Annotated in this window: 13 protein-coding genes and 1 pseudogene; 10 read left to right on the top strand and 4 right to left on the bottom strand. The window is 73.3% G+C overall.

Going from position 1 to position 18,071, the window contains the following annotated elements:
- The first annotated feature begins 48 nt into the window (after positions 1 to 48).
- The 5 genes from ABZ464_RS36155 to ABZ464_RS36135 all read left to right on the top strand — a co-directional run bounded on the left by ABZ464_RS36155 (position 49) and on the right by ABZ464_RS36135 (position 7,921).
- Positions 49 to 1,965, top strand: a complete 1,917-nt coding sequence (locus ABZ464_RS36155) for a phosphatase PAP2 family protein (protein ID WP_359284453.1) — start codon at positions 49 to 51, stop codon at positions 1,963 to 1,965.
- 90 nt (positions 1,966 to 2,055) lie between these two features.
- Complete coding sequence (locus ABZ464_RS36150; RefSeq protein WP_359284534.1) at positions 2,056 to 3,732, top strand: phospholipid carrier-dependent glycosyltransferase; 1,677 nt, start codon at positions 2,056 to 2,058, stop codon at positions 3,730 to 3,732.
- A gap of 98 nt (positions 3,733 to 3,830) precedes the next feature.
- Complete coding sequence (locus tag ABZ464_RS36145; RefSeq protein WP_359284451.1) at positions 3,831 to 4,754, top strand: MurR/RpiR family transcriptional regulator; 924 nt, start codon at positions 3,831 to 3,833, stop codon at positions 4,752 to 4,754.
- 316 nt (positions 4,755 to 5,070) lie between these two features.
- Entirely contained in the window at positions 5,071 to 5,454 is a 384-nt protein-coding gene (locus ABZ464_RS36140) for a hypothetical protein (protein ID WP_359284448.1), read from the top strand.
- A gap of 136 nt (positions 5,455 to 5,590) precedes the next feature.
- Positions 5,591 to 7,921, top strand: coding sequence for a SpoIIE family protein phosphatase (locus tag ABZ464_RS36135; protein ID WP_359284532.1), 2,331 nt, complete (start codon positions 5,591 to 5,593; stop codon positions 7,919 to 7,921).
- A gap of 52 nt (positions 7,922 to 7,973) precedes the next feature.
- Here the strand turns inward: ABZ464_RS36135 and ABZ464_RS36130 are convergent.
- Positions 7,974 to 8,372 (bottom strand): annotated as a pseudogene (locus ABZ464_RS36130) (peptidoglycan-binding domain-containing protein); the annotation flags it as partial.
- Between the two features lie 770 nt (positions 8,373 to 9,142).
- Positions 9,143 to 9,970 (bottom strand): hypothetical protein, encoded by an 828-nt coding sequence (locus ABZ464_RS36125; protein ID WP_359284445.1) that lies wholly within the window; start codon positions 9,968 to 9,970, stop codon positions 9,143 to 9,145.
- 184 nt (positions 9,971 to 10,154) lie between these two features.
- On the opposite strand from ABZ464_RS36125, the gene ABZ464_RS36120 reads away from it, so the two are divergent.
- From ABZ464_RS36120 to ABZ464_RS36105, 4 genes are all read left to right on the top strand, one after another.
- Positions 10,155 to 11,003 carry a bifunctional methylenetetrahydrofolate dehydrogenase/methenyltetrahydrofolate cyclohydrolase gene (locus ABZ464_RS36120; protein ID WP_359284442.1) on the top strand — a complete coding sequence of 283 codons (849 nt, stop codon included), beginning with the start codon at positions 10,155 to 10,157 and terminating at the stop codon, positions 11,001 to 11,003.
- Positions 11,004 to 11,097: 94 nt separating this feature from the next.
- Positions 11,098 to 11,844: a TetR family transcriptional regulator gene (locus ABZ464_RS36115; protein WP_359284440.1), complete on the top strand. Its 747-nt coding sequence runs from the start codon at positions 11,098 to 11,100 to the stop codon at positions 11,842 to 11,844.
- A 138-nt stretch (positions 11,845 to 11,982) separates the two neighbouring features.
- The gene (locus ABZ464_RS36110) at positions 11,983 to 12,363 is read left to right on the top strand and encodes a zinc ribbon domain-containing protein (protein ID WP_359284530.1); all 381 of its coding nucleotides are present in this window, start codon (positions 11,983 to 11,985) and stop codon (positions 12,361 to 12,363) included.
- A gap of 158 nt (positions 12,364 to 12,521) precedes the next feature.
- Positions 12,522 to 15,296, top strand: a complete 2,775-nt coding sequence (locus tag ABZ464_RS36105) for a hypothetical protein (protein ID WP_359284437.1) — start codon at positions 12,522 to 12,524, stop codon at positions 15,294 to 15,296.
- A 95-nt stretch (positions 15,297 to 15,391) separates the two neighbouring features.
- On the opposite strand, the gene ABZ464_RS36100 is transcribed toward ABZ464_RS36105, so the two are convergent.
- Together ABZ464_RS36100 and ABZ464_RS36095 are read right to left on the bottom strand one after the other, a co-directional pair.
- Positions 15,392 to 15,769 carry a PPOX class F420-dependent oxidoreductase gene (locus tag ABZ464_RS36100; RefSeq protein WP_359284435.1) on the bottom strand — a complete coding sequence of 126 codons (378 nt, stop codon included), beginning with the start codon at positions 15,767 to 15,769 and terminating at the stop codon, positions 15,392 to 15,394.
- Positions 15,770 to 15,841: 72 nt separating this feature from the next.
- Entirely contained in the window at positions 15,842 to 17,020 is a 1,179-nt protein-coding gene (locus tag ABZ464_RS36095) for an aminotransferase class I/II-fold pyridoxal phosphate-dependent enzyme (RefSeq protein ID WP_359284432.1), read from the bottom strand.
- On the opposite strand from ABZ464_RS36095, the gene ABZ464_RS36090 reads away from it, so the two are divergent.
- A complete protein-coding gene (locus tag ABZ464_RS36090) occupies positions 17,019 to 18,062 on the top strand; it encodes a hypothetical protein (RefSeq protein WP_359284429.1) in 1,044 nt (347 codons plus the stop codon). The two genes, ABZ464_RS36095 and ABZ464_RS36090, sit on opposite strands and share 2 nt — an antisense overlap.
- The last annotated feature ends 9 nt before the right edge of the window (positions 18,063 to 18,071 follow it).

Raw genomic sequence — 18,071 nt, 5'->3', positions numbered from 1 at the left:
CTCTTCCCCTCTGGCCCCACGGCCGAAGAACTCAAGAGAGGCACATCCATGCCGTCACCCGCCGGGTCCACCGTTTCCTCGGCCGTGAACAGAAGGCGCTTTCTGAAGGTCTCCTTCGGCGGCTCCGCGGCCCTGGTCGCCGCCCCGACGCTGGTGTCCTGGCTGGGCGCCGCCGACGCCAAGGCCGCCACAAGCCCGCTCCCGTTCGTCGACGACTACAAGACGAACGTCCTGACCAACCTCACGCCCGAGACCAACGCCGTGGTGCGGGTCCTCGGCGGCTTCGCGCAGGTGTGGAAGACCGGCTCGGCCTGGAACACCGGCACCCCGCTGCGGCCCGAGATCCTGCGCGCCAACATGCGCTACTGCGCCGCCCTCACCGGCGCCCGCACGGAGGCCCAGGGCAAGGAGGCGTTCGTCTACGACCGCCAGCACCAGAGCTACGCGATGATCGCGGGCCTCGGCCCCCTGGCCGACCTGTACAAGGCCGGAGCCAAGGCGGTCACCTCGATCACCAGCGCGCCGGACACCACGCCCGCGACCACGATCAGCGACGCGGTGCCCGCCGGCGCGCCCGCCGGTTCCGCGCTCGGCGCCGGTTCGTACACCTCCGACCTCGGCCAGGTCGCCAAGCTCGTGGACACCGTGCGCGGCCCGTACGCCTCGGGCAACCCGGGCAAGTACGCCTTCCAGTACCCGCGTCCTTGGCGTATGAACGAGAACAGCGAGGTCGTCGACACCGGCAGGACCGACGCGCTCGGCTACCCCGTCTACGACTCGAAGGTCGTCGTCGTGCCCCAGCTGCTGCGCCAGCGCGGCACCTCGGCGACCGACGACGGCGGCTTCCCGAGCGGCCACACCAACGCCTTCCACCTGGCGGCGCTGGCGTTCGCGTACGCCGTGCCCGAGCGGTTCCAGGAGCTGGTGACCCGCGCCCTGGAGCTCAGCCACACCCGGATCATGTCCGGCATGCACTCCACGGTCGACGTCATGGGCGGCCGCATCATGGCCACCGCGCTCGCCGCGGCCACCCTCGCCGACCCGGCCAACGCCGACCTGAAGGCCGCCGCCCGCGCCCAGGCCCTCGCCTACTTCACGGGCAGGACGGGCACGACGGCCGACACGCTGTTCGCCTACGCGCACGCGGACGCCTCCGACGCGTACGCCGACCGCGAGGCCAACCGGCGTGACGCCGAGCCGCGCCTGACGTACATCCTGGAGCGCGAGGGCCGCAAGGAGCCCCTGACCGTGCCCAAGGGCGCCGAGGTGCTGCTGGAGACCCGCCAGCCCTACCTGAGCGCCGAGCAGCGCCGCGAGGTGCTGCGCACCACCGCTCTGCCCTCGGGGTACGTGCTGCTGGACGGCTTCGAGCAGTGGGGCCGGCTGAACCTGTTCGCCGCCGCCGACGGCTACGGCTCCCTCGACTCCGACGTGACGGTCACCCTGGACGCCTCGAAGGGCGGCTTCCACGCGGCCGACGCCTGGCGCAACGACATCGAGGGCGACGGCTCGCTGACCAAGCTCGGCTCCGGCACCCTCACCCTGACCGGCCACAACCGCTACCACGGCGGCACGGTCGTGGCGGAGGGCACCCTCGTCGCGGGTCACGCCAACGCGCTCGGCCAGGGCGATGTCCGGCTCACCGGCGGCACGGTCCGCGCCGAGCAGCCGGTGCGGGTGCGCGGCGCCTGGACGCAGTCGAAGGGGGCGACGCTGGAGCTGGAGCTGCGCCGGGGCCACGGCGCCGCGCTCACCGTGTCCGGCCGGGTGACCCTCGGCCAGGGCTCGGTGCTCTCGCTGCGCCTGGACGACAAGCAGCCCGCCCGTGCCGGGGACGTCGTCCCGGTGATCGACTCCTGCGCGCTGCGCGGCCAGTTCGACAAGGTGGAGCTGAACTCCGCCACGCTGCGCGCCGTACCTGTGTACACGGCGGACGGTCTGTCGGTACGACTCCTGAAGCGGTAACGCCCCTGAAGGCGGGAGCTGGTGCACAGTGGCCCTGTGGCCACCGCGGACCGCTCCCGCCGCCGCCCCGCGGGTGACACCGCGGGGCGGATGATGACGCGCACACGGCACAGGATCACGGAACGGGCCCCGCAACCGGTCACCGGTGCGGCGGCCATGCGGTCACGCCCCTCGGCCCCGGTCCGCCGCAGACCCTGGCTCGTGCCGCTGCTGGTGGCGGTCCTCCTCGCCCAGATGGCCGCGGCGATGGTGACCACCGCCGCGCAGCAGACGCCGACCGTCGACGAGCCGGTGTACGTGGCCACGGCCGCCGACTATCTGCACGAGCACCGGATCCGGTACAACCCCGAGCACCCGCCCCTGGGCAAGCTGGTCGTCGCGGCCGGTGTGGCGCTCGCCGACCCGCACGTGGACCCGCGCTTCACCGGCGACCAGACGGCCGCGGGCCGGCATCTGCTCTACGAGTCGGGCAACGACCCCTGGCGGCTGATGCTGTGGGCGCGACTGCCCGTGATCGTCCTGACGCTGCTGTTCGGGCTCGTGGTGTTCGCCTTCGCCCGTGATCTCGCCGGGCCCGTCCCCGCCCTGGCCGCGCTCGCCCTGTACGCCTTCTCCCCCGATGTGATCGCGCACGGTTCGCTGGCGACGCTGGACGTCCCGACGGCCGGTTTCCTGCTGACCTCGGCCTGGCTGCTGTGGCGGGCCCGCCGCTCCGGACGGGCCCGGCGGTACCTGCCGCTCGCCGGGGCCGCGCTCGGCGCCGCCCTCGCCACGAAGATGAGCGCGCTGCCCGCCGTACCCGTGTTCGTGGCCCTGGCGGCCTGGTCGGTGGGGCTGCGGCGGGTGCGCCGGGCCCTGGCCGCGGGGGCCGTGGTGGCGGCGGCGGCCGTGGCCGTCGTCTGGCTGACGTTTCTCGTGGTGGACCCCCGGCTGCGCTGGGATCCCCGCCAGACGCACGTCCCCGTGGTGCACGGGCCGCGCGGGCTGCTGGTGCGGCTGCTGCCCCTGCCGGCGGCGTACCGGGACGGCATGCGGATGCAGTTCGGGCTGGAGAACCAGTCCTGGTCGGGCTTCCTGTTCGGGCATGTCTACTCCGGCTCGCGCTGGTACTACCTGCCGGTCGCGCTGGTGGTGAAGACCCCGCTCGGCATGCTCGCGCTGTGGGCGGCGGGCGCGGTCGCCCTGGTGACGGTACGGCGGCTGCGGCCCGCGGCGCCGTACGTGCTGGTCCCGGCGGCGGTCCTGCTGGCCTCCGCGATGACCGGGTCACGGAACTTCGGCACCCGGTACGCGGTGTTCCTGCCGATGTTCCTGGCGGTGGCCGCCGGCTGCGTCCTGGCGGTGCGATGGCGGTGGCGGCGGGTGGCGACCTGGGCGCTGGTGGCGTTCGTCGCCGTCAGCTCGCTGCGGACGTTCCCCTTCTACCTGCCGTACTCCAACGAGGCGTTCGGCGGCCCGGCGAAGACGCATCTGTGGCTGCACGACTCCAACGTGGACTGGGGCCAGGACCTCGGCCGGCTCGCGGACCGGCTGCGCGGACGCTACGCGGGCGAACGGGTCTGGCTCGTCTACAAGGGCAGCGGTGTGCCCTCGTTCTACGGCATCCACGCCTCCGATCCCCGGCGCGCCCCGCTGCGCAAGGTGCACGGGGTGATGGCCGTGTCGGACTCGGCCGCGGCCCGGGCCAGGGGGCCGCTCGCCCGGCTGATCAGGTCCAGCCACGAGGTGGACGAGGTCGGTCACTCGATCACGATTTACCAGCGGTAATGGCCGGTGGGGTGTGCGACCGGCGGGGCCTCGGGCACGCTGTCCCGCACGCTCCGTGAGCTATGTTGAGCTGCGTGGGAGACAAAGGAGGCGCACCGGTGCCATCGCCGCAACAGGCACGCGCACAGGCATCAGCGATCACCTCGGGCAAGACGGATCCGGAGGCGGAGGTGTCCCCGACCTCCCGGCTCAGGGCCCTTTTCGACGGGCCCCATCTGTCACCGGGACAACGGCGCATCGCCCAGTATCTGATCGAGCACATCACCGAGGCGGCGTTCCTGTCGATCACCGACCTCGCCGACCGGGTGGGCGTCAGCCAGCCCTCGGTGACCCGGTTCGCCGCGGCGGTCGGCTTCAGCGGCTATCCCGCGCTGCGCGAGAAGCTCCAGTCGATCGCGCTCGGCACCCTGGCCGGCGGCCCCGCCCCGGACGAGGTGAACCGCAGCAACGAACTCCAGGCGGCGGTCGACGCGGAGATCGAGAACCTGGAGAACCTGCGGCGGGACTTCGCCGACCCGGACCGGGTGATCGAGGTCGGGCGGGCGCTGTCGCAGTCGACGCCGCTGACCATCCTGGGTTTCAGGATCTCGGCCTCGCTCGCCGAGTACTTCGCCTACGCCGCCCGCCGGGTCCATCCGGACGTCCGCCTGGTGACCCGGGGCGGCAGCGTCGCCTACGACGCGCTGCTGCAGTCCCGGGAGGCGGGCGGGACGTGGGTGCTGGCGTTCTCGATGCCCCGGCACGCGCAGGAGACGCTGACGGCCGTAAGGGTCGCGCGCAGCGCCGGTCTGAAGGTCGCGCTGATCACCGATCTGGCGCTCGGCCCGATGGCCGACGAGGCCGACGTCACCTTCGCCACCGGCACCGGGTCCCGGCTGGTGTTCGACTCCTACGCCGCGCCCGGGGTGATGGCGGCCGCGGTGCTCCAGGCCATGACCGACGCGGGCCCGGAGCGCACCCAGGCGCGGCTGGAGGAGTACGAGCAGATCGCCGAGCAGCATCAGTTCTTCCTGCGCGAGTGACCCGCCGGCGAGCGGACGAACGACCACCCCCCTCCCCCGTAAAAGGGCAAGGGGATCATTGCGGGCACATCGCACATGAATGTTTTCATACGCCTTGCAAACCCGTCGGTATATATAAATACTGCTCACGGCCGCACCCGCCCGCGCAGGGCTCCTGTACGGGCACCCGAAGCCGTCGTCCCCTACCCACGCCGGCGCCCAGGGTGCTCGGGGCGCCGCTCACGCGAGCGCCCGTGGCGGCCCCGGTCATCCCCTGGACCGGGGCCGCCCCACAAAACGTCGGACCACCCGTCCCGACGCCGCACACCCGGAAGCGATGACCATGACTCTGACGACGACGCAGCGCATCAGCCCGGACTGGCCGTGCCAGGTCAAGACCCCCGGCAGCTACGACTGGGAGCGTTCGGCCGCGAAGTGGCTGCGGGAGCTGGTGCCCGCCCGGTACGCGAGCTACCCGCTCATGCTGCGTCAGCCGGTGCTGCTCGGCCGTCACGCCCAGATCCAGGTCCAGCAGGAGATCCGGGTGGCCCGCACCGCCCTGCAGACCGCGCGCGCCGACCTGCCCCGGCTGGGGATGCCCGAGTCGGTCATCGAGCACACCATCAAGCTGTACGCCGCCGAGCTGCTGCAGCTCCAGCACATCGCCCGCAGCGTCCGCTGTGTGACCCAGGCCCTGGTCGAGTCCCACGCCGGCCGCTGAGCGTCGCGGCCGTCACGGGTCCCGCTCCCGGCCCCGGCATCGCCGCAAGCCCCTGATCGAAACCGCGTGCCTGTGCCATGCTCGAGGCGTGACGAGCGAATCCGCGCTGCCCACCGGGTCCGGCGAGGCGCCCGACATGGCCGCCCTGACCCGGGTCGTGGCACGTCAGCGCGCGGAGATGGACCGGCTCCAGGACCTGGCCGCCACCTCGGCCGTACTGGAGCGGGCCAAAGGCGCGGTGATGGCGCGGCTCGGCTGTTCCCCCGACGCGGCACAGGACGAACTCCAGCGGCGGGCGAAGACCGCCCGGCGGACCCTGCTGGAGGAGTGCTGGCTCACCCTCGGCTCGCTGGCCCCGCCGACCCCCGGTGAACCCCGTCCCGCCGAAGCCGCCACCGCCGCCGGGGACGAACCGCTCCCGTTCCCGGACGACTCCGGCTCCTCGGCCCTGGCCCGGCTCGCCCGGTCCCTCGTCAGGGTCGGCACCCCGCAGGACCTCGCCCGCTGCCTCCTGGACCGGCTCGCCCCGGACCTGGACGCCGACGCGGTCATGCTCTACGCCCGACTGCCCTCCGGCGGGCTGGAACTGGTCGGGCACGCGGGGATCGACGAAACGCTCGCCCTGCAGTGGGCCCGGGTGCCGCCGCTGGCCGGGATCGCCGCGCTGGACGCCCTGGCCGCGGGAGAGGCCCGCTGGCTGGAGAACCCGGCGGACGACCACGAGCGGTATCTGCTGATCGGGGACCCGTCCCGGCAGTGGGGCTCACGCGCCTGGCTGCCCGTCGGCGCCGGGAAGCCGGCCGAGGTCGCGCTCGGGGTGCTGTGCCGCCGCGCGGGTCCCTTCCCGCCCGCCGTGCGGGAGCATCTGCTGGCCGTCGCCCGGCTGTGCGCCGGCCCGTTGCGCACGTTCGGGGTGCGGCGGGAGCCCGCCGTCGGCGCCGCCGCGGACGCCGTGCAGACGGTGTTCGACCGGCTGCCGGTCGCCGCGGTGCTGCTCACCCCGGTGCGCGGACCCTCGGGTGCCGTCGAGGACTTCCGGATCGAGGCCGTCACCGCCGGGACCTCCGACGCCGTCGGCAGGGCCGGCCGCGATCTGCTCGGCCTGCGCTTCCTGGAGTGCTGGCCCACGGCCGCCGACGAGCCGCTGTGGCAGGGGTGCCTCAAGGCGCTCGAGGGCGAGGAGCCGTACGAGAGCGAGCCGTTCGCCCGGCAGCACAGCGTCGGCGGGGTCAGTGAACTGGCCACCTGGTCGGCGCGGGTGGCACGGCTCGGCGACGGACTCGTCGTCAGCTGGGTGCGGCACGACCCCTCGGACCGTCAGGAGCAGCGGCTGGCGGACGTCCAGCGGCTGGGCCGGCTCGGCTGGGCCACCTGGAACCTGGCCACCGGCGAGGGCAACTGGTCCGCCCAGGTGTACGCCCTCCTCGAACGCGACCCCGCGCACGGGCCCGTCCCGCTCACCCGGCTGCCCGGCTTCGCCCTGCCCGAGGACGTGCCCGCCCTGACCCGGGCCGTCGACGAACTGGTGCGCGAAGGGCGGCCGTGCGACGTGCCGTTCCGGGTCGCCGCCCGGGACGGGGTCCGTCATCTGCGGGCGGTCGCCGAGGCGGTGACGGACGCCGACGGCACCCCCGTCGAGGCGCACGGCTTCCTCCAGGACGTCAGCGCCCAGCGCAGCGCCGAACTCGCCCTGCTCGCCAGCGAACGCGCGATGCTCACCCAGCAGGGCGTGCTGACGGCCGAACGCACGGTCGCGGCCCGGCTCCAGGACGCGCTGCTGCCGCTGCCGAAACAGCCCGTGCGGCTGGCCGGACTACGCGTCGACATCGCCTATCTGCCCGCGCAGTCCGGGCTCAACGTGGGCGGCGACTGGTTCAGCGCCATCGAACTGCCGGACGGCGACGCCCTGTTCGTGGTGGGAGACGTGACCGGACACGGCCTGGACGCCGTCGCCTCGATGGCCCTGCTGCGGTTCACCGCCAAGGGCATGGTCATCACCGGCTCCTCACTGACCGGGGCGCTCGCCCGGCTCAACGCGCTGCTGCTGCACTCCCGTGACCCGCACGGCACGGCGACCATGGTCCTGGCCCGCTACGACCCGCGCGGGCGACGGCTGGTGTGGGCCCAGGCCGGGCATCCCCCGCCGCTGCTGCTGCGGGCGGGCGAGGCCCGCTATCTCGAGCGGCCGCACGGCATGCTGCTCGGCGCCCGCGACACCCCGCGCTACGAGGAGGCGGAGTGCCGGCTCGCCCCCGGCGACCGGCTGGTGCTGTACACCGACGGCCTGGTGGAGCGGCCCCGGGAGAGCATCGACCGGGGCCTGGAGCGGCTCGCCCGGGCCGCGTCGGCGCCCGGTCCCGGCGGACCGGTGCCGCTGGAGCGGCTGATCGGCGCGCTGCCGGAGCCGGAACGCCGGGACGACGTCTGTGTGCTGGACATCCAGGTGCCCCGGGACGCCGAGGACTGACCGGTGCCCGGGCGCACGGTCGCTCGGGCGCCCGGTCGCTCGGGCGCCGACGTCATCCGCCGGTGCGTGACTCCAGGGCCTGCCGGGTGTCGTCGCCGTACACGCCGTCCTCGTCGCCACGGATGCCGTACCAGAGCTGGAAGCGGGCCACCGCCTCCGTGAGGGTGGCGTTGTACCGACCGTCCGTGGCGCCGTCGCGGTACACGTCGGGGATCTTGAGCAGCCGCTGCTGGAGGTCGGTCACCTCGGGGCCGCTGTCACCCTCCCGCAGGGTGCCGGCGCCGTCGGGGTCGGCGGACGGCGAGGAGGTCTCCGGCTGGGTGGCGCTCGGCTGCGGCCGCACGGTCTCCGCCGCCGCCTCGCCGCCGCGGCCCGGGACCAGCAGGGCACCGGCGAAGCCGACGAGCGCCGCGGCACACACGCCGATCGTGATGGCGGCCCGGCGCAGCCCGGTGCCGGACCCCTCGTCGTCGCGCCCTCGCGCACCGCGCGGCACGGACGCCGCCGGGTACGCCCCGCTCGGGCGTCGGCCGGCCCGGCCGGGTACGGTCCCTCGGCCGCCCGCCCGGCCGGGGTGTGCGCCGGTGCTCCCCGGAGGGGGCCCGTAGGGGCGGTCGGCGGGACGGCCGGAGCGGGACCCGTACGGGGGCCGCTCACCGGGATCCGACGACGTCACGGAGGCGGTGTGCTCGCCCCACCCGGCCTCGGGCCCGGTGCTCTGCCCGGCGGCGGACTCGTGGGCGGGCTCATGAGTCTGTACGCGGGTGGCCTCGGGGGTGCGTTCGTGGGCGTGTTCGCCCCACCCGGCCGGTGCTCCGGCGACCTGTTCCGCAGCGGGCGCGTACGGGGGGTGCTCGTCGGCCCAGTCCTGGCCGACGATCGGTTCCGTCGCCGGTACGGCGGGGTCGTGGCGGTCGGCGTCCGGCGCGGGGACGGTGTCGGTCCAGTGCCCCACCGGGGGGAGTTGCTCCGTCGCCGCCTCGTCGGTGCCGCCCGGCAGGCCCTGCAGCGGGATCGACTCGTAGGAGACGGGTTCCTTGGTCAGTTCGGTCATCTCGCGGAACAGGTCCGCCAGGGCGTCGGTGTTGCGGGGCCTGAGGACCCGGATGGGCTCCACGACCTTGCGCTCCTGCGGCTGTCCGGGTTCGGCCGGTGTCGGCACCCTGGTCTCCCTCCGTTCCGTGTCCCCGGGGAGAGATACGGGCGGACGGGCGGACGGGTTCAGCCGGTGAGGAAGCGGCGCAGGGAACGCGTGGTCGCGGCGACGAAGGCGTCCCGTCCGGCGTCGTCGAGGACGTCCAGGGAGAGATACGGGTTCAGGTCCTCGAGCTCGACGAGGAGCAGCCCGCCGCCGGGTGCGCGGCAGGCGTCGACGCGCTGGATGCCGTACGCCAGGGTGTTCCAGTCGATGAAGCGGCGGGCGAACTCCAGGTCGGCGGGGGTGGGTTCGTACGGCTGGAGCTGCCAGCGGCGGCCGGGGTCCGGGGCGTACAGGGCGTACTGGAAGTCGTGGTCGACGAAGTAGAAGGAGACCTCGTAGGCGAAGTCGACGCACGGCTGGACCAGGACGGCTCCGTCGGTCAGGGCGGGCAGCCGGTCCGGGGCGACGATCCTGAGGCCCCGGGAGTCGGCGCCCAGCTTGGGTTTGACGACGTACCGGTCGGCCTCGGGGAGGAGGTGCAGGTCCGCCGCGCGGTCGACCGTGGGGATCACCGGGTACCCGGCGGCGTCGAGGTCCAGGAGGTACTGCTTGCCGGCCATGTCGGCCCGTCCGGTGAGCGGGTTGTAGACGCGGACGCCGTCCCGCAGGGCGCGCGCACGGAAGGCCTCGTACGCCTCCTGGTAGCCGAGGACAGGCCCGCTGTTGCGGACGACCACGGCGTCGAAGGCGTCCATCAGGGCCGCCGCGTCCAGGGGATGGCACAGGGCGAGGTCGAAGTCGGCGCGCAGCCGGGAGGTGAGGAAGACGTCCTCGTCGCCGTAGCGCCGGCCGCGGGCCGGGTAGGCCAGGTCGGTGACATAGAGGAGACGGGGACGGGCGGACGGCACGGAGGCTCCTCGGCTGGGCGGTGCGGCGGTGCGGCGGTGCGGCGGTGCGGCGGTGCGGCGGTGCGGCGGTGCGGCGGTGCGGAAAGGTTACGCCGGGGTGGGAGGTGCTCCTGCGGGGAGGGGGACGGAGGGGTCGTACGATGACAGGACCGTCGTTTTCTCTCCCGAAGGGCTCGTCGACTCCGTGACCACCGCAACGCTTCTCGACGGCAAGGCCGCCGCGGCCGACATCAAGAACGAACTCACCCTCCGCGTCGAGGCGTTGAAGGAGCGCGGCATCACCCCCGGGCTGGGCACGATCCTCGTCGGCGACGACGCGGGCAGCCGTTCCTACGTGGGCGGCAAGCACCGGGACTGCGCGCAGGTCGGCATCGCCTCGATCCGGGTGGAGCTGCCCGCCGACGCCTCCCAGGCCGATGTCGAGGCCGCGGTGCTGCGGCTGAACGCCGACCCGGCGTGCACCGGCTTCATCGTGCAGCTTCCGCTGCCCGCCCACATCGACACCCACGCCGTGCTGGAGCTGATCGACCCGGTCAAGGACGCCGACGGGCTGCACCCGACCAACCTGGGCCGGCTCGTGCTGGGCATTCCCGGACCGCTGCCCTGCACCCCGCGCGGCATCATCGATCTGCTGCGCCGCAACAACGTGGCGATCACCGGGCAGCAGTTCTGCGTCATCGGCTGCGGGGTGACGGTGGGCCGCCCGCTCGGTCTGATGCTGACCCGCGCCACCGAGCACGCCACGGTGACCCTGTGCCACGAGGCGACCCAGGACGTCGCCGCGCACGCCCGGGAGGCGGACGTGGTGGTGGCCGCCGCCGGGGTGGCCCATCTGGTGCGGCCGGACTGGATCAAGCCGGGCGCGACCGTGCTGTCCGTGGGTCTGACCCGCACGGTCGAGGGGGTCCTCGGTGACGTGCACCCCGACGTCGGCGATGTCGCCGGCTCCTTCGCCCCGCCGATCGGCGGTGTCGGCCCGATGACCCGCGCGATGCTGCTGACGAACGTCGTCGAGGCGGCCGAGCGGCTCTGATCCCGCCCTTTTCGGCACTCCGTGCCAGGCACTCAGTTCCCCGAGCGGAGGGAACTGAGTGCCACCGGAGGGCCTCAGGTGTTACTTTCCGTCCATGAGCGCCACTGAGAAGGCGGAGGCCAAGCCGCCCATGCGGGACGCCCTGGTCGCGGCGGCCTTCCAGCTGTTCCTGGAGCGGGGCTACGAGCAGACCACCGTCGACGACATCGTGAGCCTCGCGGGCGTCGGCCGCCGGTCGTTCTTCCGCTACTTCCCCTCCAAGGAGGACGTGGTCTTCCCCGACCACGAGCGGTGCCTGGCCGACATGACCGCCTTCCTCGCCGCGAGCGAGGAGGACGCGGAACCGGTGCGGCGCGTGTGCGACGCCGCCCGGCTCGTGCTCCAGATGTACGCCGAGAACCCGTCCTTCTCGGTGCAGCGCTACCGGCTCACCAAGAAGGTGCCGGGGCTGCGCGCGTACGAGCTGTCGGTGGTGTGGCGCTACGAACGTGCCCTCGCCGCGTATCTGCGGGGCCGCTTCACGGACCGCTCCGACGGCAGTCTGCGGGCCGATGTCATCGCCTCGGCCGTGGTCGCCGCGCACAACAACGCCCTGCGGTCCTGGCTGCGTTCGGCCGGGGAGGGCGACGCGACCGCCACCGTGGACCACGCGCTGGGCTATGTGCAGTCGGCATTCGCCACGGCGTCCGCGTCCGCGCCCGTGCCCGCGCCCGAGCCGGCTCCCGTGCCGACGCCCGCCGCCGAGGAGCATCCCGAGGACGTGGTCGTCGTGGTCTCCCGACGCGGGGCCCCGTTGTGGCGCGTGGTCCAGGAGATCGAGACGATGCTGGCCCGCGACTGACCCGGCCGCCGGCCCGCACGGAGTCCCGAAATTGGGGGTACGCAGTACCTTTACGACTGGCACTCAGTGCCATATGGTGACGCCAGTGGGATTCCGGGCCGAGGCAGGGAGTTGACCAGCGTGTACCACCACACGGGAATCGGCGGCACGGCGGGTCTGCTCGACCGCGCGAAGGCCGACGGCGAGGCCATCCTCTTCCAGCGCTGCACCTGGTGCGGCACCGCCATGTACCACCGGCTGCTGTGTCCGGTGTGCCAGGGCAGCGATCTGCGGACGGAGCGCAGCGAGGGCGTCGGGACGGTCCGTCACGCCACGGTGGTCCACCGCAACACGCCCTCCGCGCGCAATGTGTCGCTGGTCGAGATGGCGGAGGGGTTCGTCGTGCGCGGCCGGGTCATGGGCCCCCTCATCGGCATCCACAGCGGCGACCGCGTCCGGCTCTCCACGGTGAAGGACCCGGTACGGGGCGAACCGGTGTTCCAGCTCGTCGACGAGCCCTACCGGGGCTGGCACCACTAGGTCCCCCTCCCGGTTCTTCGCCGGTGGCTCAATTCCGGTCATTCGCAGGCTGATTCGGTCGTCATAGGCAACCCACAGGTCCCCTCTCGCCTCCTTCGTGTCGTGAGGCGCTCCCGATATGGACGGGGCGCCCACGCGCGAAGTGTGAGGAGGGACCCTTGTTCCATGCCCGGCGCATAGGTGTCACCGCCGTGGCCGTGCTCGCGGCACTGGCGGGAACACCCGGGCTCGCCCAGGCCCAGCAGCCGTCCGGCACGACGGCGTCGGCCGTCTCCGACAGCGGACTGCCACCGGGATGGCGCGTCACCGGCGAGGGATCGTCGCGTCAGCTGGTGTGGCGCTCCGAGCGGACCGTGCCCATGGGGGACGCCCGGGTGGAGTTCCACGCGGGCGGCCGGCTGCTCGGCGTACCGAAGGCGGCGAAGGACGGCCGCACCTTCCGGCTCGCCCTCGACCGGGCCGCGCCGCTGACGGACCTCCAGGTCCTGGCGGCAGGACGCCGGCTGGACGAGGCCGCCGCGGACTCCGGTACCCCGTCGCAGAACTCCCTGGCGGCCCCCCGGCCCCCGGCCGCGCTCCCGGCGAACTCCGTGGACCCCGGCAAGCCGGGCGCGTACCGCACGGTCACCGGTGAGTACGACCTCGCCCCGGTGAAGCTGCCCGGCTTCGCCCAGCCGGTCGAGATGCAGGCCGTGGTCGTCGCGCCGAAGGGCGCCACCGGCAAGCGGCCGCTCGCGCTGTTCCTGCACGGCCGGCACGGCACCTGTTACAAGCCGGGCGGCGGTGACGACGGCGTGACCGGCGACTGGCCCTGCCCGGCCGGGCTGAAGGCGATCCCGAGCTACAAGGGCTATCTGCAGGACCAGAAGCTGCTGGCCTCGCAGGGCTATGTGACGGTGTCGATCTCGGCGAACGGCATCAACGGCCAGGACTGGGCGGCCGAGGACGGCGGCGCACAGGCCCGTTCCTCGCTGGTGCGGCAGCATCTCGCGAAGTGGGCCGGCTGGACCGCGCACCCGGGCGACGCACCGGCGGTCGTACGCAACACGAAGGCCGACCTGAACCGGGTGCTGCTCGTCGGCCACTCGCGCGGCGGCGAGGGCGTCGACCGGGCCGCGATGGACAGCCTCTACCCGGCGCCCACCGCACAGGACGGCTACCGGGGCCCGGTCCGCTGGAAGATCCGCGGCACCGTGCTCATCGGCCCGACGATCTTCGGCCAGAACCCGGTCGCCGACGTCCCGTCCGCGACGATCCTGCCCGGCTGCGACGGCGACGTCTCCGACCTCCAGGGCGAGGTGTACGCCGACGGCACCCGCGGCGTCAGCAAGGGCGCCGCCCTGCACAGCGCCGTGTACGTGGTCGGCGCCAACCACAACTTCTTCAACACGGAGTGGACGCCGGGCAAGGCCGAGGCGCCCGCGTTCGACGACTTCTGGAACGACCCGGACAGCACGGAGCCCGACCCGCTGTGCTCCGCGGGCACCCGCACCCGGCTGACCGCCGACCAGCAGCACAAGGCCGGCGCCACCTACATCGCCGCCGCGGCCCGGCTGTTCGTGGCGGGCGACGACCGGGCCCGCCCGCTGCTCGACGGCACCGGTCGGCGCGCCCCCTCGGCCGACCCGGCCCGGGTGCTGACCCACGCCGTCGGCGCCCGCCGCACCGGCGGATTCCTCCCGGACGCCGGGGTGAAGGTGTCCGGCGGCCGGCTGTGCGCGGCGGTCGACCCGGCCCCGGCCAAGGCCTGCCTGGGCGAGAACGACCGCGGTTCCTCCCCGCACTTCGCCACGTGGGCGCTGCAGAAGGAGGCCGGCCGCGGCGCGGTCGCGCTGAAGTGGTCGGCGCCCGGTACGGCGACGAAGGTCACCCCCGCCAAGCCGCTCTCCCTGTCCGGCGCCAAGAACCTGACGCTGCGCGTCTTCGTGCCGCCGAACACCACCGGCACCAAGCTGGACGTCTCGCTCACCGACACCGCAGGTCACCGGGCCAGGCTCGGCCAGGTGAAGGTGGACGGGCTGCCCGGCACCAAGCAGACCTCCTCCTACTGGGCGCGCGAGGTACGGGTCCCGCTGACCGCCGCCACCCGCGGCAGGTTCGACCTCAGGCACGTCAAGTCCCTCGAATTGACGCCGCGTTCGCGCTCCGGACAGGCCTGGCTCATGGACGCCTGGGGCTGGGCCCCCGGCACCCCGGCGGTCACGCCCGCCGCGCTGCCGCGGGTCGACATCGGCCGGCTCACGGTCCAGGAGGGCGACTCCGGCACCCGCACCTACCGCGTCCCGGTCAAGGTCACCGGACACGGCACGGGCAAGGTCCGCTTCTCCGTCATCGACCCGGACACCGGCCGGGCCGTGGACAAGCTGGTCACGGTACGGCCCGGAACGAACCCGATCGATGTGCCGGTCGTGGTGAAGGGCGACACCCGCTTCGGCTACGACCAACAGCACGACGTCGTCGCCAAGGCCGTGCGCGGCGCGGTCATCGGCTCGTACCAGGGCGGGGTCACCGCGCTCAACGACGACCCGGCGCCGAAGGTGACGCTGACGCCGGTCACGGACAAGGTGACCGAGGGCGGGACGTTGACCTGGCGGATCACCCTCTCCGAACCGGCCGACGTGGACTTCTGGCAGCCCGTCCGGGTAGTGCCGGTCGCCGAGGGCACCGAGCTGTCCACCAAGGACGTGGACCCGCAGTGGCTGCTGGACTGGTCCGGTGACGTACCCGACCCGGAGCGCCCGCTGTCCAGGGCGAACCTGTGGGCGTGGATGGGCATCCCGGCCGGGACCACCACCGCCGACTTCATCGTGAAGACGGTGCAGGACCAGGTGGCCGAGCCGGTCGAGTCGATGCGTCTGGCGCTGACGGACGAGAACGCCGACCCGCTGCCGGACCAGCCGGTGCTGACGGGAACGGTCGAGGACGCGCCGTAGGAAGTCGTCGCACAGGGGGGCACGGACCGGCCGGTCCGTGCCCCCTTTCCGTCTTCCTCTTCCGTCTTTTGTCTTCCGTCTTCCGTCTTCCGTGCTCAGAGCGTGATGCGGATCCCGACCGTCCCGTCCAGCCCGCGCCGCAGCCGGCTGCCCAGAAGGGTCAGCCGCCCGAGGATCCCGTACTTGCGGGCGAGCAGGGTGCGGTAGTCGGCGGTGGTCCGCGCGTCGCAGATCTCGGCGGTGGCCGGGATCTGCTCGCCGGTGGGATTGCCGCGTACGTCGCAGGGACCGACGAGGACGTCACCGCGGGCCCGGATCCGCTTCACCTTCCAGGCATCGGCGGCCGACCAGGCCCCGAGCGCGTCCCCGTCCCGCACCACCCAGACCGGCGTGGCGACCCCGGTGCCGTTCTTCCGGTAGCTGGTGATCAGCAGGTACTTACCCGCTCCCAGCCGTTCGAGCGCGTCATCCATGCCCGCAGTCTAGGCAACCCAGGATTCATCAGCGCCCAAAGGGCGCAGGGGCCGGGACGGTCGCGTCCCGGGTCAGCGCAGGGCGGCCGCCATCCGGCGCACCCCCTCGGTGAGGATCTCCGGCGAGGTGGCCAGATTCAGCCGTACGTGCCCGGCTCCCCCGGTGCCGAAGTCGGGCCCGTGGCTCAGCGCCACCCGGCCGCGCTCCAGGAACACGGTCGCCGGGTCGTCCCCGAGGCCCAGGGGACGGCAGTCGAGCCAGGCCAGATAGGTGCCCTCCCCCGGCCGGTACCGGACACCGGGGAGGTGCTCGGCCAGCAGCTCCGCGAGCAGCCGCCGGTGCGCGTCGAGGGCCGCCAGCAGGCCGTCCAGCCAGGCCGTACCCTCGCTGAGCGCGGCGGTGTGGGCGAGCACGCCGACATGGCTCGGACCGTGGGAGACCTCCTCGGGCAGCAGGGCCAGATCGGCGGCGGCCCCGGGTCCCGCCACGGCCAGGGCCGCCTTGAGCCCGGCCAGATTCCACGCCTTCGACGCCGACATCAGCGACAGCCCGGCCTCCGCGCCCGGCACGCTCAGATACGGCACGAAGTCCACGCCGGCGGCGGTGAGCGGGGCGTGGATCTCGTCGGCGACCACCCGCACGCCGTAGTGCTCGGCGAGGGCGGCGACGGCGGACAGCTCCTCGGCGGTGTGCACCGTACCGGTCGGGTTGTGCGGGCTGCACAGCAGGTGCGCGGCCCGCCCGCCGTCCACGACCGCGCGCCGGTAGGTCTCCTCCAGGACCCCGAGGTCGAGCCGTCCGTCCGCGCCGAGCGGCGCCTCGGCGATCCGGCGGTCCATGTGGGTGAGGAACTGGAAGAACGGCCGATACACCGGCGGGTTCACGACGACCGGGTCGCCGGGCCCGGTCACCAGCCCGACCATCTCGACGACGCCCAGCATCACGTCCGGCACGATCGCGCACCGCTCGACCGCGAGCCCGTGCCAGTCCCACCGTTCGGCGGCGAAGCCGGCCAGCGCCTCCGCGTAGGCCGTGCCCGCCGGATAGCCGGTGTCGCCGAGCGCCAGGGCGTCTGTGACCGCGCGGACGACGGGCTCGGCGAGCGGCACGTCCATCTCCGCGACCCACAGCGGAAGGACGTCGGCCGGATAGGTCCGCCATTTCATGCTCGTACGACGGCGTAGCCGGTCGAGGGTGACGGACCGAAAAGGGTTTGGCTCACCGGACGTTTTGTGCGGGATCCTGTTCATGGGGCACAAGATAGGGGGCCGTGGAGTGACCTGGGATCGGGTGAACGGGACATCCCTGGAAGTGGCGTGCGACGAGTCCGGATCGGACGGGGAGAATCTCACCGGCGGAAACACGGATGTGTTCGCGCACGCCAGTGTGCGGCTGCCGGAGGAATTCGCCGCCGCGCAGGTGCGGGAGATCCGCGGCCGCATCCGCTCCCCCGCCGAGCAGTACAAGGCGAACCATCTGCTGCGGGAGAAGCACCGGGCGGTCCTGGAATGGCTGCTGTCGGAATCCGGGCCGCTCTTCGGGCACGCCCATGTACATCTGGTGGAGAAGACGTTCTTCGTGGTGGACCGCACCGCGAACCTGCTGCTGGAGGATCCGGAGGCGGCCGGTGCGCTCTTCCGTGCGGGGCCCCGCACGTTCACGGGGGAGGAATGGCAGGAATTCCTCGCGGCGGCCAACCGATTGCTGCGCGTACGGTCCGCGGAAGGGCCGGAGAAACCCGTGGAGGCGTTTTTCCGGACGGTCGACGGATTGCTGCGGGCGTATTCCGGGACACCCGCTGCGGACGTTCTGGCGCGGCTGGTGACCGAGCGGTCCCGTGCGGTCGCCTATCGGGACGGAATCGAGGCCGCGGGGGCCCCGCTCGTTCCCCTCCTCAATCCCCTGCTCCCTTCCGTGGTGCGCACGGCGGCGCACTGGAGCCGTGCCGGACGGCCGGTCCGGCTCGCCCACGACCGGCAGAACATGCTCACGCCGGAGCGGATCGCCTGGATCGAGCGCGCGGCGCGGCGGGAGGGCATCGGGCTCGCCGGGCTGCGGCTCGTCGTCTCGCGGTACGACGCGCGGGTGCAGCTCGCCGACTTCCTCGCCGGGATCGCCCGCAGCATCGCCTCCGACGAGCTGAACGGCCGCGGCGACCCCGCGCTCACCGCACTGCTGCGCCCCTACACCGGTGCCTCGGCCGTGTGGGGCGACGCGCGCAGCTGGGCCCGGCTCGGCCCGAGGGCGACGGATTCCGGGGGTCCCGCCCCAAGCATCAACTCCCCTGCATAGATTGCTTGT

Source organism: Streptomyces sp. NPDC005820, from assembly GCF_040630255.1.
GTDB lineage: Bacteria > Actinomycetota > Actinomycetes > Streptomycetales > Streptomycetaceae > Streptomyces.
The sequence above is the reverse complement of the archived record's forward strand: the minus strand, read 5'-3'. Positions and strand labels throughout refer to the sequence as shown.

Excerpts from the sequence above, each read along its gene's own strand:
- ABZ464_RS36155 (WP_359284453.1), top strand. The coding sequence starts at position 49 with ATGCCGTCACCCGCCGGGTCCACCGTTTCCTCGGCCGTGAACAGAAGG.
- ABZ464_RS36150 (WP_359284534.1), top strand. The coding sequence starts at position 2,056 with ATGATGACGCGCACACGGCACAGGATCACGGAACGGGCCCCGCAACCG.
- ABZ464_RS36140 (WP_359284448.1), top strand. The coding sequence starts at position 5,071 with ATGACCATGACTCTGACGACGACGCAGCGCATCAGCCCGGACTGGCCG.
- ABZ464_RS36135 (WP_359284532.1), top strand. The coding sequence starts at position 5,591 with ATGGCCGCCCTGACCCGGGTCGTGGCACGTCAGCGCGCGGAGATGGAC.
- ABZ464_RS36115 (WP_359284440.1), top strand. The coding sequence starts at position 11,098 with ATGAGCGCCACTGAGAAGGCGGAGGCCAAGCCGCCCATGCGGGACGCC.
- ABZ464_RS36100 (WP_359284435.1), bottom strand. The coding sequence starts at position 15,769 with ATGGATGACGCGCTCGAACGGCTGGGAGCGGGTAAGTACCTGCTGATC.
- ABZ464_RS36090 (WP_359284429.1), top strand. The coding sequence starts at position 17,019 with ATGGGGCACAAGATAGGGGGCCGTGGAGTGACCTGGGATCGGGTGAAC.
- ABZ464_RS36095 (WP_359284432.1), bottom strand. The coding sequence starts at position 17,020 with ATGAACAGGATCCCGCACAAAACGTCCGGTGAGCCAAACCCTTTTCGG.